This window comes from Streptomyces sp. NPDC026206, from assembly GCF_040638465.1.
Classification (GTDB): Bacteria; Actinomycetota; Actinomycetes; order Streptomycetales; family Streptomycetaceae; genus Streptomyces.
This window is the reverse complement of sequence record NZ_JBEZYL010000009.1, coordinates 43,913-56,349: the sequence shown is the minus strand read 5'-3', so window position 1 is coordinate 56,349 and position 12,437 is coordinate 43,913. Positions and strand designations below refer to the sequence as shown.

Annotated in this window: 11 protein-coding genes; 10 read left to right on the top strand and 1 reads right to left on the bottom strand. The window is 73.1% G+C overall.

The window, feature by feature from the left end; all coding sequences use genetic code 11:
- Positions 1–287 precede the first annotated feature (287 nt).
- The 10 genes from AB0F13_RS15425 (at position 288) to AB0F13_RS15380 (ending at position 9,791) form a co-directional block, all read left to right on the top strand.
- Positions 288–491 carry a cold-shock protein gene (locus tag AB0F13_RS15425; protein WP_030228921.1) on the top strand — a complete coding sequence of 68 codons (204 nt, stop codon included), beginning with the start codon at positions 288–290 and terminating at the stop codon, positions 489–491.
- Between the two features lie 280 nt (positions 492–771).
- Complete coding sequence (locus AB0F13_RS15420; RefSeq protein WP_362081097.1) at positions 772–2,127, top strand: DEAD/DEAH box helicase; 1,356 nt, start codon at positions 772–774, stop codon at positions 2,125–2,127.
- 126 nt (positions 2,128–2,253) lie between these two features.
- Entirely contained in the window at positions 2,254–2,604 is a 351-nt protein-coding gene (locus AB0F13_RS15415) for an SCO5918 family protein (protein ID WP_362081094.1), read from the top strand.
- Positions 2,605–2,905: 301 nt separating this feature from the next.
- The gene (gene sph / locus AB0F13_RS15410; protein WP_362081588.1) at positions 2,906–3,850 is read left to right on the top strand and encodes a sphingomyelin phosphodiesterase; all 945 of its coding nucleotides are present in this window, start codon (positions 2,906–2,908) and stop codon (positions 3,848–3,850) included.
- 89 nt (positions 3,851–3,939) lie between these two features.
- Complete coding sequence (locus AB0F13_RS15405; RefSeq protein WP_362081092.1) at positions 3,940–4,566, top strand: hypothetical protein; 627 nt, start codon at positions 3,940–3,942, stop codon at positions 4,564–4,566.
- A gap of 446 nt (positions 4,567–5,012) precedes the next feature.
- Positions 5,013–5,621: a winged helix-turn-helix domain-containing protein gene (locus AB0F13_RS15400; protein ID WP_362081090.1), complete on the top strand. Its 609-nt coding sequence runs from the start codon at positions 5,013–5,015 to the stop codon at positions 5,619–5,621.
- A 65-nt stretch (positions 5,622–5,686) separates the two neighbouring features.
- Positions 5,687–6,139, top strand: coding sequence for a cupin domain-containing protein (locus AB0F13_RS15395; protein ID WP_362081087.1), 453 nt, complete (start codon positions 5,687–5,689; stop codon positions 6,137–6,139).
- Between the two features lie 147 nt (positions 6,140–6,286).
- Positions 6,287–6,907, top strand: a complete 621-nt coding sequence (locus tag AB0F13_RS15390; RefSeq protein ID WP_362081084.1) for a rhomboid-like protein — start codon at positions 6,287–6,289, stop codon at positions 6,905–6,907.
- Between the two features lie 49 nt (positions 6,908–6,956).
- Positions 6,957–7,766, top strand: a complete 810-nt coding sequence (locus AB0F13_RS15385) for a tyrosine-protein phosphatase (protein WP_362081082.1) — start codon at positions 6,957–6,959, stop codon at positions 7,764–7,766.
- Between the two features lie 78 nt (positions 7,767–7,844).
- Positions 7,845–9,791, top strand: coding sequence for a hypothetical protein (locus AB0F13_RS15380; RefSeq protein ID WP_362081079.1), 1,947 nt, complete (start codon positions 7,845–7,847; stop codon positions 9,789–9,791).
- A gap of 7 nt (positions 9,792–9,798) precedes the next feature.
- Here AB0F13_RS15380 and pulA read toward each other — a convergent pair whose 3' ends face one another.
- A complete protein-coding gene (gene pulA, locus AB0F13_RS15375) occupies positions 9,799–12,378 on the bottom strand; it encodes a pullulanase-type alpha-1,6-glucosidase (RefSeq protein ID WP_362081076.1) in 2,580 nt (859 codons plus the stop codon).
- Between the last annotated feature and the right edge of the window lie 59 nt (positions 12,379–12,437).

The following is a 12,437-nucleotide window of genomic DNA, read 5'->3' as shown; positions in this document are numbered from 1 at the left end:
ACGAATATCTATTGCGGCAACCATAGACTTCGGGGTGCCGGTGGGGGCGAATTCGTCTTCCAACGGGTGACGTGAGGAAACTCGCCGTGCCCGGCGCCCCATCACGTGCTACTGTCGATTTCAGTTGCAGTTGTGGTTCCCAAAGACTTCAAGTGCGCTGACCGGCTTCCCATGCCGGTTAAGTGCACTTTTGTATTTCTGGTGTCTTTTCCGGACGGGGCAATCATCGCGGCGACGCAGGGGCCCGCACAGTGCGGTCCCCCGGAACTGCCCCAAGGAGATTTGACATGGCCAGTGGCACCGTGAAGTGGTTCAACGCCGAAAAGGGCTTCGGCTTCATCGAGCAGGACGGTGGCGGCGCCGACGTCTTCGCCCACTACTCGAACATCGCCACCCAGGGCTTCCGTGAGCTCCAGGAGGGCCAGAAGGTGAACTTCGACGTCACGCAGGGCCAGAAGGGCCCGCAGGCGGAGAACATCGTTCCCGCCTGATCGCCGACGCGTTCACGTGGCTGGGGCCCGCACCTTGGGGTGCGGGCCCCAGCCTCGTTGCTTTTCGTCGCTCTTTCTCGTGTGCCGAGGGACGACGTGTTGCGGGGTCGAAGCGTCCGCGGTGGCCCCGTCCGGGCGGAATACCCCGCCCGTTCGGATAATCCGCCTTTGTTCCGCCGACTTCGTTTCATCTTTTCTTCGGCTCGTTCCTGTGATTCCCCTCGCGGCCCATTCGCCGTCGAGAATTCCTCGCTACGCGCCGCATCGAGGAAGGTTCTGCATGAACGGCACAGTCCGCACGAACCATCACTCCCCCGCACTTCCGGCCGCGACCACTCCGGGACTTCCTCCCGTCGAGTCCTTCGCCGACCTGGACATGCCCCCCGTGCTGCTGGCGTCCCTCGCCGCCCAGGGCATCACCGTGCCCTTCCCGATCCAGGCCGTCACGCTGCCGAACTCACTTGCCGGCCGGGACGTGCTGGGCCGCGGGCGCACCGGATCCGGCAAGACCCTGGCCTTCGGCCTGGCCCTGCTGGCCCGCACCGCCGGGCAGCGCGCCGAGCCGCGGCAGCCGCTCGCCCTCGTCCTGGTCCCGACCCGGGAGCTGGCCCAGCAGGTCACGGACGCGCTCACCCCCTACGCCCGGTCGCTCGGGCTGCGGATGACCGCCGTCGTCGGCGGGATGCCCCTCGGCGGGCAGGCCAGGACCCTGCGCAGCGGGGTCGAGGTCGTCGTCGCGACGCCCGGACGCCTGAAGGACCTGGCCGGTCGCGGCGACTGCCGGCTGGACCGGGTGGGCATCACCGTGCTGGACGAGGCGGACCAGATGGCCGACATGGGCTTCCTGCCGACGGTCACGGAGCTGCTCGGCCAGGTGTGCGCGGACGGCCAGCGGATGCTCTTCTCGGCCACGCTCGACCGTAATGTCGACCTTCTGGTGCGCCGGTACCTGCGCGACCCGGTCGTGCACTCGGCGGACCCGGCGACGGACACCGTGACGACGATGGAGCACCACGTGCTGTACGTCCACGGCGCCGACAAGCACGCCACCACCACCGAGATCGCCGCCCGCGACGGGCGAGTGATCATGTTTCTGGACACCAAGCACGCCGTGGACCGGCTCACCTGTCATCTGCTGAACAGTGGCGTACGCGCCGCCGCCCTGCACGGCGGCAAGTCGCAGCCGCAGCGGAACCTCACGCTCGCCCAGTTCCGGGCCGGGGACATCACGGTGCTGGTGGCCACCAACGTCGCGGCGCGCGGCATCCACGTCGACAAGCTGGACCTCGTCGTCAACGTCGACCCGCCCAGCGACCACAAGGAATACCTGCACCGTGGCGGCCGCACCGCCCGTGCCGGGGAGTCCGGCAGTGTCGTCACCCTCGTCCTGCCCCACCAGCGCCGCGGCATGAGCCGGCTGATGACCGCGGCCGGCATCACCCCGCGGACCACCCGGGTCTGCTCCGGCGAGCCCGAACTGGGCCGTATCACCGGCGCCCGGGCGCCCTCCGGCGTCCCCGTCACCATCGCCGCCCCGGCCGTGGAGCGTCCCGGGCGCGGTACGTCCTCGCCGCGTGGCCGGCGCGGCCGGGCCGGCCCTGCCCGGCGCAGTCCCCCGCTCGGCGGCGCCGCCTAGGCGCGTACCCGCGCCCGCGCGTCCGACGCGCGTCGCTCCTCGCACGACCTCGCCCGATCCCCCTCGAACCACCTCGGGCCGGCAAATTCCGAGCCGGCCCACTCCTCACAACCCTGCGGAGGCACCATGCGCTGTGTTATCGCCCGTTTCCCCTTCGACCTGGTCAAGAGCGAGGTGGAGAAGTCGATGAAGGGCATCAAGCCCGAGCCCGTCACCGGGGCGTCCGTGACCATCGGCCGCCACACCTACCCCGTCAAGCAGGTGGGCGAAGTGATCACCGGACAGGACCGCCGTGACTTCACCGCCGGCGAGGTCACCCGGGCGCTGACCCGTCTCGGCTTCACGTGCCAGGCGCTCCCCGAGCCCGCCCCCGCCGCCGCGCCCACTCCGCTGGAGACGGCCACGGCCCTGTTCGGGACCCCGATGCCCGACTACCTGCCGCCCGCCGGCGATCACCACGGCGGCCAGGGCCACTGAACGCACCGGGCCCTCCTCTCCCGCCTCGCCGGGGGCGCTGGGCAGCGCCGTAAGGCACCGGTCCCGCTGGGCACGAGCCCCGTCACCGTCTTCGGACAGCGACGGGGCTCAGCGCTGTGCCGGGCGCGGCAGCCCGTAAAGGGTTGGGGCGGTGGTCTCCGGCAGGTCATCCGACGGCCATCTGCGGGTAACGGCAGCTGATTTGATGTGCGAGGCCCGTTCCGCACCAGCCCGCACAGGGTTTCACCCCACCGAGGGAGACGCAGTGCCGTTCTTGAAGAACGCCGGTTCCGCCACCCTGATCACAGCCGCGGCCGCCGCGCTCGCCGTGGCCCTACCGCAGCCGGCCGTTGCCGCGCCCGCCGCGCCGCCGCAGCTGAAGGTGCTCAGCTACAACACGTTCCTCATGAGCACGAGCCTGTACCCCAATTGGGGGCAGCAGCACCGGGCCGAGGCGATAGCAGCCGCCGGTTTCTTCCAGGGCAATGACGTCGTCGTCCTGCAGGAGGCGTTCGACAACGCCTCCTCGGATGCGCTGAAGTCCAGGGCGGCGGACCGGTATCCGTACCAGACGCCGGTCGTCGGACGGAGCAAGGACGGCTGGGACGCGACCGGGGGCAGATACTCCGCCACCACGCCGGAGGACGGCGGGGTCACCGTACTCAGCAAGTGGCCGGTCGTCCGCAAGGAGCAGGTCGTCTTCAACGACGCGTGCGGCGCCGACTGGTGGTCCAACAAGGGCTTCGCGTACGTCGTGCTGAACGTGGGCGGCACCAAGGTGCACGTCGTGGGGACGCACCTGCAGTCGACCGACGGCGGGTGCAAGGCGGGCGAGGCCGCGGCGGACCGCTCCCGGCAGCTCCGGCAGATCGACGCCTTCCTCGACGCGAAGAACATTCCGGCGGACGAGCAGGTCATGCTCGCCGGGGACCTGAACGTGGACTCCCGCAGCGCCGAGTACCGCTCGATGCTGGCCGACGGCGACCTCGCTCCGGCGGACATCCGCACCGGGCACCCCTACTCCTTCGACACGAAGGAGAACTCGGTGGCGGCCTACCGCTACCCGTCCGACGCACGCGAGGACCTGGACTACGTGCTCCACCGCAAGGGACACGCACGGCCGCAGGGCTGGAACAACACGGTCGTCAACGAGCGGTCCGCGCCGTGGACGGTCTCCAGTTGGGGCAAGGAGTACACGTACACCGACCTCTCCGACCACTATCCGGTGATCGCCGGCACCGGCTGACCGGCACCGGCCGGTTGTCAGTGGTGGGTGCCACGATGTTCCTCGTCGGGCCGCCGGTCACGGGCGGCCCACGGAACGAGGGGGAAATCGTGCTGCCCACCACCGGCGAGAACGCCACCGACGAGAACGCCGCCGCCCTGGACGCCCGGCTGCTGGAGGAGGCCGAGGAGCACGCCCGGGCGCTGATCCGGCGCGGTTCGGGCTCCGCCCGGCAGGTGGCGGAGCAGGTGTCCGACTACTTCTACGCCGACGGCGGCACCCCTCTCTCCCTGGCGGCCGCGGGAGACATCGTCGGCAGGCTCTGGCGCGAGCGCCTGGCCGAGCAGGAGACGTGGCCGGAGGTGACGGACGCCGACCGGCTGGCGGCGGCCTTCGCGGCCCTGGACGCCGGCGGCATCACGGCCCGGATGGACTTCACCTGCTGCGGTACCTGCGGAACAGCGGAGATCCGCGGCGAGGCCGCCGACGAGGACCACGGCTATGTCTTCTTCGACCACCAGGACGCCGAGGCGGCGGCCGACGGCCACGGTCTGTGGCTGAGGTACGGCGCCCACGGCGAGGATGCGGACGGCAGCCTCACCGTGGCGGTCGGGCAGTCGGTGGTGGCCGCCCTCGCGGAGGCCGGTCTCGGCGCCGCGTGGGACGGCGATCCCAGCAGGGCGATAAGCGTCGACCGGCTGGACTGGCGCCGACGGCTGGCCCCGCTGCCGGGCTGAGACGGACGAACAGCGGGACGAACCGTGCTGCCGAGCCGGGGCGGGGCGGGGGCGGGGCGGAGCGGAGGCAGGCCGGGGGCGGGCCGGACGGGCCGGGGGCGGGTCGGCGCCGGAGTGGAGGCATTCTGCGGGCCGGTCAAGGGCATTCCGCGCCAAAGGCCGGTATCAACTGCGCGAACTGATCTGCTGCCCCGTCGCGGGCCATGCTTCAATAGGGGGCATGGCCAGCTACCAGAACAGCGCGACGGGTCGCAGCGACCTCGAGCCATTCTGGCCTTCCCGACAGCACCACGACTTCGACCGAGTGTGTTGTCGCGCGTCCTCCGCGCAGGCCCTCTCCTTCCGCTGACGCCCACGTCGAAGTCAGCCGCCGGCACCGGTTCCGGCCAAGCGGCCCGCGCCCTGCACGTCCTCTCGACGTACTCCGCGCGAAAGAGCTGAGCCCCATGTCGAACCTCCGCACCCTGCCCTCCTCGTCCGCCGCCCTCACGGCACCCGCCGGTCACCCCGCACACCGCCACCGACTGCGGGCCGTGTCCCCGGACGAGGTGCCTCCCGTCGCCGACCTGCTGCACCCGGGGGCGACCTGGATGCCCGCGCCGCAGCACACCCTGCCCACCCTGCCCGGACAGCCCCCGATGATCGGCTACCTGGTGCTCGTACCGGCCGATCAGCCGGCCGCACCCGGCATCACACATCCCGGCACCACGCATCCCGGCGCCGGCCTGCCCGACGCCGGGCCGCCCGCCGGCACCGAGGGCGACGCCCTGGTGAGCATCGATCCCGAGCAGCGCACCGCGCGCGTCGAGGGCCGTCCGCTGGACCTGACCTACCTGGAGTTCGAGCTGCTGGCCCACCTCGTCGCGCACCCGCACCGGGTGCACACCCGCGATCAGCTGGTGACGACCGTGTGGGGCTACGGACACGTGGGCGACGGCCGTACCGTCGACGTCCACGTCGCCCGGCTGCGCCGCAAGATGGGTGCCGAGCACCGCTCATCGATCGTCACCGTCCGCCGGGTCGGCTACAAGTACGCGCCCCCGGCCGGTTACTGAAACGTCCTGGCCGGAGAGTGGCGCCAGGAAGGCTCCCGGTCGTCGGGCGGTGAGAACCTGGGGCCATGACCGATACCTCCGAGCTCGTCACGCTCCTCGGCCTCCAACGCCACGTCGAGGGCGGCTGGTTCCGTGAGACCTGGCAGACACGGGGCACCGCCGTTCCCGAGGGGTACGGCGGTCCGCGCGCGTACGCGAGCGGCATCTACTTCCTGCTGCACCCCGGCGAGGCCTCCCGCTGGCACAAGGTGCGCTCCGACGAGCTGTGGCTGTGGCACCGCGGCGGCCCCCTGCGGATGCGGCTGGGCGGTACCGGCGCGGCCCCCGACGAGGAGGCTGCCACGGATGCCGTGCTGGGCCCTGGTGTCGAGCACGGGCAGCGGCCCCAGCTGCTGATCCCCGGCGGGGTCTGGCAGTCCGCCGAACCGGACGGTGCCGAACCGGTGTTGGTGACCTGCGTCGTCGCCCCCGGCTTCCACTACGAGGACTTCACGCTGGCGGAGGATACGTCCGCGTAGTCCTCGCCGATGTGACCTGTTCCTCGTGCGGGAGGGGCTCGTCCGGCCGCTCGGGGCCTACGACTTCGGCGCGTCCCGGCCGTGCCGGCTCGTCCCGGCCGGGGACGAGGGTGGCCACCGGGGCGGGGCAGGGACGATCATTGCCGGATGACCTCCGCCGTTGATCGCCTGCCCCGTCTCGCTCCCGTCTACGTCGGGGGCGTGCAGCTCGGCGCGTACGCCGCGCGGCGCCTGCTCACGCCGGCTGTGCGCGAGCGCCTGTTGCGCCACTGCTCCACCAATGTCGACAACTTGCAGACCGGTCGCTGGTCCACCCTGGCCAGCAGTTCGCTGGTGGTCGAGGCGCCGATGGAGCTGCCGTACGCGCTGCTGCTCCTGGCGGTGCTGGGCTATACGGAGTACGCGTACGGCGCGTGGTGGACGGTGGGCGCCTTCCTGTACGGGCACGTGGGCGCGTCTCTGGTGGTGTACGGAGGGCTGCGCGCCCTGCGCGCGGGGGCGCGCACGCGGTCCGCGATCGACGTGGGCGTCAGCTACGGCTTCAACGCCATAGCCGGCGCCCTCGCCACCGCGCTGCCTCGCGGGCCCGTGCGCACGGGGGTCTGCGGCGGGCTGCTCGCGCTGGGTGCCCGGCCCTACGTGCGCGGACGCGGGCACACGAGCTTCACGGACGCGGGACACCTGTTGGCACTGGTCCTGGGAATGGGTCTGGGACCGGCCCTGGCCCAGGGGCGGCGTCGCGGACTCGGCTACCGTTCTTCACAATAAAAGAGCAGCAAATGCGATAAACAGAACAGGCACCTAGGGAGACCGGCCCATGCCGCAGCAGTTCGATGCCTCGACGATCATCAATTTCCGCGACCTCGGCGGCATCGCGCTCGCCGGCAACTCCGCCGTCCGCCCCGGCCTGCTGCTGCGCTCCGGCCAGCTGGACCGCCTGGACCCGGAGGCCGACCCCGCCGTCGCCGCCCTCGGTATCCACACGGTCGTCGACCTGCGCACCGGGCACGAGCGCCGCGAGCGCCCCGACCGCGTCCCCGACGGCGCCCGGCTGATCGTCGCGGACGTCATGTCCGGCATGCTCGCCCAGCGGGACGGCTCCCCCGAGGACCAGGCGCCCGCCCGGCTGGAGACGATCCTCGGCAACCCGGCCGCCGCCGAGGAACACCTGGGCGGCGGCAAGGCGGAGAAGCTGATGTGCGACACCTACCGGTCGTTCGTCACCTCCGAGTCCGCCTGCCAGGCCTACCGCCTGCTGCTGACCACCCTCGCCGAGCCGGACTGCGGGCCGCTGCTCTTCCACTGCACGGCCGGCAAGGACCGCACGGGCTGGGCGGCCACCGTGATCCTCATGCTGCTCGGCGCGGACGCGGCGGCCGTCGAGCGCGAATACCTCGACGTCGTCCCGGCCGTCCGGGCGGCCTTCGCCCCGCACATCGACCGCTTCACGGCCGCCGGCGGCAACCCGGACATCGCCGGGGCCATCCTGAGCGTCCGCCCCGGCTACCTCGCGGCGGCCCTGGAGGAGATGGACCGCGCGTACGGCGGCGTCGAGGCATACGTGCGCGACGGGCTCGGCATCCCCGACGCCGCCGTCGACCGCATCCGCGCCCGCTGCATCGCCTAGCGGGCGAAGGCCGCCGCCCGAGGGCCCGGAGGGCGCCTCCACAAGGGTGAAGTGACCATCCCACCATTCATTCGTTCTATGAATGTGGAGCAGCAAGCTACAGCCCTCCGGCCCTTCGCCCCGGCCCCCGTCGACGTCGAGCAGGCCGAGGCCGCGCTCATCGAGCACTACCCGCGCCTGGTCCGGCTCGGGTATCTCGTGCTGCCGCCGGCGCTGGGCCGCCACCGCCGCGTCCTGACCGCGCACGCCCTCGTCCAGCGGGCCCTGCCGCGCAATCGTTCCGCCGCCGCGTCCGGGCCGGCCGTGCCGTCCCCCCGCGACGCCGAGGGCTGCCCCGACGACCCCGGGTACGCCTACGTACGGCAGCGGGTGCTGCGGGCTGCGCTGCGCGCGGGCCGACCGCGCGGGCGGTGGCAGCTGCCCCGGCCGGGGCAGCTGCCACCGTTGCTGCCGCAGGTGTGGGGGCTGCGCCTCTTCCCGCGCTCGGGCGGTGCCGACGAGCTCGCCCTGGACCAGGCCCTGGCCGCGCTCTCCGGGCCGGGCCGGGCCGCGTACGTCCTGCGCGAGCTGGAGCTGCCCACCGGCCGCGACGTGCGGGAGCTGCTGGCCGCCGCCGGGGTGGGCGATCCGGACGCGGCGCTGGCCGAGGCGGACCGGGTGTACGCACCGGCCGGCAGCAGGGACGCCTCATTGCTGGAGTCGGTGGAGTTCGACCCGTGCTCCCTCCAGGCCAGGCCCACCGACCTGATGCGCCGCCGCCAGCACACCCGCGCGGCCCTCGCGGCCGCCGCCGCTGCCGTCGTGTGCGGCACGCTGCTGGGGCTGCCGGGCGAGAGCTGGGGCCCCGACGGCGCGGCCGCGCCGCCCTACGCGCAGAACGCGTCGGCGCGACAGGCCCTGGACCCCGCCCGGCTGGCCATGGCCGCCGACGCCGCCTGGAAGCGCGCCGACCGCCCCGGCTTCGCCGCCTGGCCCGCGCGCGGTCCCCGTACCGGCGACCGGCAGCTGCTGCGCCGGGCGCTCGCCGTCTGGGCCCGCCCGGGGCGCTCGGTCCAGGTCACGGCGACGCCCGGCACCGCCGCCGGCCCGGCGGCCGGGCCGCCGCAGCTGCTGTACGCGGGCGAGGTCGACTCCGCGGTGGTCGTCCTGCTCTACGACGGGCTGCGCGTGGTGCGTTACGCCGAGGCCAGGAGCGGCGACACCCGGTCCGCAGCGCTGGACTTCGCGCGGACCGACGCGGCGGACACCGGCACCGCCACGGCCCTCGTGGTCAGCCGCACCGACGGCAACGTCCGCTACCTCACGGCCCCGTGGGTGGACAGCGCCGCCGTGCGCGATCTGCTGCAGCCCACCGGTGCCGCCCAGCCGCTGCACCGGGACTCCGACGGCCTCACCGATGCCGTGCCCAGCCCGGCCGCCACCAGCGACTGCCACGGCTGGACCGCCCTGCAGTTCGGCGATCATCTGGTCACCGACCTCGGCGAGCTGCTCCCGGCCCGGCTCACCGCCGGTTCCCCCACCGCCCCGCACGACGTCGACGGCGGCAAGGAGCGCGCCGGCTGGGCCCACACCGCCTGCCACCTCGCCTCCGTCCGGGGGCAGGGCGTACGGTCCGTGAACTCCTGGCAGTTCGCGACGCAGGTGCTGCCCGGGGCCGCCGGGAGCGCGGAGTGGTTCTGCACGCGCGCGGAGACCTGGCGGGGAGCGGGCAGCCGCGTGCTGGCCCAGTTCCAGGCCCCCGGTACGAGGGCGGGAGCGCCCGGCGCGGTCGTCGCCCGCGCCGAGGACTCCCCCGCGTGCGGTGCCCGTGAGCCGCACGTACTGGCGGGCGCCCTGTGGAAGTCGGCCTCCGGCAGCTGGTACGCCCTCGCGGCGGGCGGCGGCAACGTCAGCTCGGTCGCCGCGAGCGGCGGGGTGAGCGGCAGCGCGCTCGGCCCGCTCCTGGCCGTCCCCGCGAAGCCGGGCGCCCAGGCTCAGCTGACCGCCCGGCTCACGGACGGCACGAGGATCACTCCCCTGCGCTGACCGCTTCTCAGTTGCGCCGGAACACCGCGACCGTCCGGCCGGGCACCGAGAAGGTGCCCGTCCCCGCCTCGTACGAGGCGGACTTGACGACGGCGTCCGAGCCGTGTGCCTGGACCGGGTGCAGGGCGTAGCCGGTGCCTGCGAGGGCACCGACCCGCTGACTCTGCTGCTGCGGTGTGGCGTTGAGGACGACGACGAGGTCGCCGGCGCGCATGGTGATGACGCCGGGGGTCTCGTCCTTGCCGGAGAGCGGGAACGACAGCGTCTCCTGGACGGCCTGGGCGGTCGGCCGGCTGAACGCCTTCTCCGTCGTGCGGATGCGCAGCAGGTCCCGGTAGGCGGCGGACGCCGCGGTGACCGTGGGGCAGCCGGGGCGCAGCGCCGGGTCGGCCAGGAGCGGCTTGGCGTACGGCCACTTGGCGGCGTTGTCGGCGGCCGGGGGCAGGCCCCGGCCGAAGCCGTTGCCTTCGGCGCAGTCCCAGTGGATGGCGTTGAACCAGTCGCCGCTGTCGTAGGAGTTGCGGTCCAGGGACTTCGAGCGCAGCAGGTCCGTACCGGCCTGGGAGAGGGCCGGGCCCTGGGAGAGCGCGGCCGTGGCCATGGCGAGGACCTGTGCCCTGGCCCGGTCGGCGGCGGGCGTCGACGGCGGGAGCTTGTATGCGAGGGCGTCGTGGAGGGTTTCGTTGTCGTGGGCGTCCGCGTAGGACAGGGCGTCGCCGGGGGCGGCGGCGTAGCCGGCGGGTGAGCCGTTGTAGTCGACGTCGGCGCCGCGGACGCTGCGGCCGGTGGAGTCGGTGAAGCGGTAGTCGGCGAGGTTGCCGGTCAGGCCGACCTTGATGAGGTCCTGGGCGTGCAGGAGCCGGGCCCGCTGTTCGTCGCGGGTGCCGCCGGCGGGCGAGCCGTTGGGGTCGGTGAACAGGCCCGAGGCGAAGCCCTGGACGCGGGGGTCGTCGTCGAAGGGGCCGCCGCCGCGGATGGCGTCGCGGGAGCGGTCGGAGAAAGTGGCGATGCCGGTGCCGGCCATGTTCTTCTGGGTGGCCTGGACGAAGCGGGCGTCGTTCGCGGCCTCGCCGAAGTTCCAGCCCTCGCCGTAGAGGATGACGGCCTTGCCGTCGACGCCGTCCCTGGCGACGGTCAGGGCGTCGAGGGCCTTGCGGACGGCCAGGACGTTGGCCTTGGGGTGGTGGCCCATGAGGTCGAAGCGGAAGCCGTCGACCTTGTACTCCTTCGCCCAGGTGACGACGGAGTCGACGACGAGCTTGCCCATCATGGCGTGCTCGGGCGCGGTGCCCGCGCAGCAGGTGGAGGTGGCGACGCCGCCGTCGTCGAGGAGGCGGTGGTAGTAGCCGGGCACGATGCGGTCGAGGACGGATCTGTCGTCCTGCCCGGAGGCGGCGGTGTGGTTGTAGACGACGTCCATGACGGTCCGCAGCCCGGCGCCCGCCAGGCCCTGCACCATCCGCCGGAATTCGACGGTCCGGCGCGTGCCGTCCGGGTCGGAGGCGTACGAACCCTCGGGGACGGTGTAGTGCAGCGGGTCGTAGCCCCAGTTGTAGGCGTCGCGGGCGGCGGTCTTCGTCAGGCATTCCTGCTGCCGCTCGGAGTCCGCGGGCAGGGCGGCGAGGTCGCAGCCGGGGACGGCTTGGTCGGCGCGCCTTTCGGGGACGGTGGCCATGTCGAAGACGGGCAGGAGGTGGACGTAGGAGGTCCCGGCGCCGGCGAGCTCCGAGAGGTGGCGCATGCCGGCCGAGTCGCGGTCGGTGAAGGCGAGGTACTGCCCGGGGTGGCGGGAGGTGCGGTCGGCGACGGAGAAGTCGCGGACGTGCAGCTCCTGGATCTGCGCGTCGCGCAGCGGTACGGCCGTGGGCTTGCGCAGGGTCCGCCAGCCCGCGGGGGCCAGCGCCGGGTCGGTGAGGTCGGTGACCAGGCTGCGGGCGGAATCGGCGGTCAGGGCGGTGGAATACGGGTCGGTGACGTGGTTGGTGACGACCTTCTGGACGGCCGGGGCCCAGACGGTGACGGCGTAGCGGTAGGGCCTGCCGGTCCAGCCGCGGTCACCGGTCACGCTCCAGACGCCGCTGGCGGCGTCGCGGCGCATGGGGACGGTGCGGCCGTCCAGTTCCAGGGTGACGCGCTGGGCGGTGGGGGCCCACAGGGAGAGGGTGGGGCGGCCGTTGCTGAATGCCGGGCCGAGCTTCGCCCTGGTGGCGGCGGGGGCGTAGAGGTCGTCCAGGACGCCGGGTATCTGGACGCCGGTGGTGAGGCCGTCCGTCTCGGCGACGAGGCGGCCGCGGAGCGCCGTGCGCTCCTGGCCGTGGGCGTCGACGCGGAAGGCGTCGTGGGTGGCGGCCAGGCGTGGGTACTTCGCCAGGCCCCCCGGCCGGTGGGTGAGGGCGAAGCTGCCGCGGTCGTGTACGAGGTGGTGGGGGTGGGTGGGGTTGCCGAGGCTTTTGGGCCAGGCGACGGTGTGCTGGTCGAGCCACTGGACCTTGGCGTGGGCGGGGGTGGGGTGTTCGGCGGCGTGGGCAGTGCCGGTCGTTGGCATCGCCAGCCCTATCGCTGCCGCGAGTGCGGCAAGTCGTTTCACGCGGGGTCTCCTTCGGCTGAGGTCAGAACATGGTGGTGTGCCCCGGTCCCGCCCTTTCG

Excerpts from the sequence above, each read along its gene's own strand:
- AB0F13_RS15425 (WP_030228921.1), top strand. The coding sequence starts at position 288 with ATGGCCAGTGGCACCGTGAAGTGGTTCAACGCCGAAAAGGGCTTCGGC.
- AB0F13_RS15420 (WP_362081097.1), top strand. The coding sequence starts at position 772 with ATGAACGGCACAGTCCGCACGAACCATCACTCCCCCGCACTTCCGGCC.
- AB0F13_RS15415 (WP_362081094.1), top strand. The coding sequence starts at position 2,254 with ATGCGCTGTGTTATCGCCCGTTTCCCCTTCGACCTGGTCAAGAGCGAG.
- AB0F13_RS15400 (WP_362081090.1), top strand. The coding sequence starts at position 5,013 with ATGTCGAACCTCCGCACCCTGCCCTCCTCGTCCGCCGCCCTCACGGCA.
- AB0F13_RS15395 (WP_362081087.1), top strand. The coding sequence starts at position 5,687 with ATGACCGATACCTCCGAGCTCGTCACGCTCCTCGGCCTCCAACGCCAC.
- AB0F13_RS15390 (WP_362081084.1), top strand. The coding sequence starts at position 6,287 with ATGACCTCCGCCGTTGATCGCCTGCCCCGTCTCGCTCCCGTCTACGTC.
- AB0F13_RS15385 (WP_362081082.1), top strand. The coding sequence starts at position 6,957 with ATGCCGCAGCAGTTCGATGCCTCGACGATCATCAATTTCCGCGACCTC.
- AB0F13_RS15380 (WP_362081079.1), top strand. The coding sequence starts at position 7,845 with ATGAATGTGGAGCAGCAAGCTACAGCCCTCCGGCCCTTCGCCCCGGCC.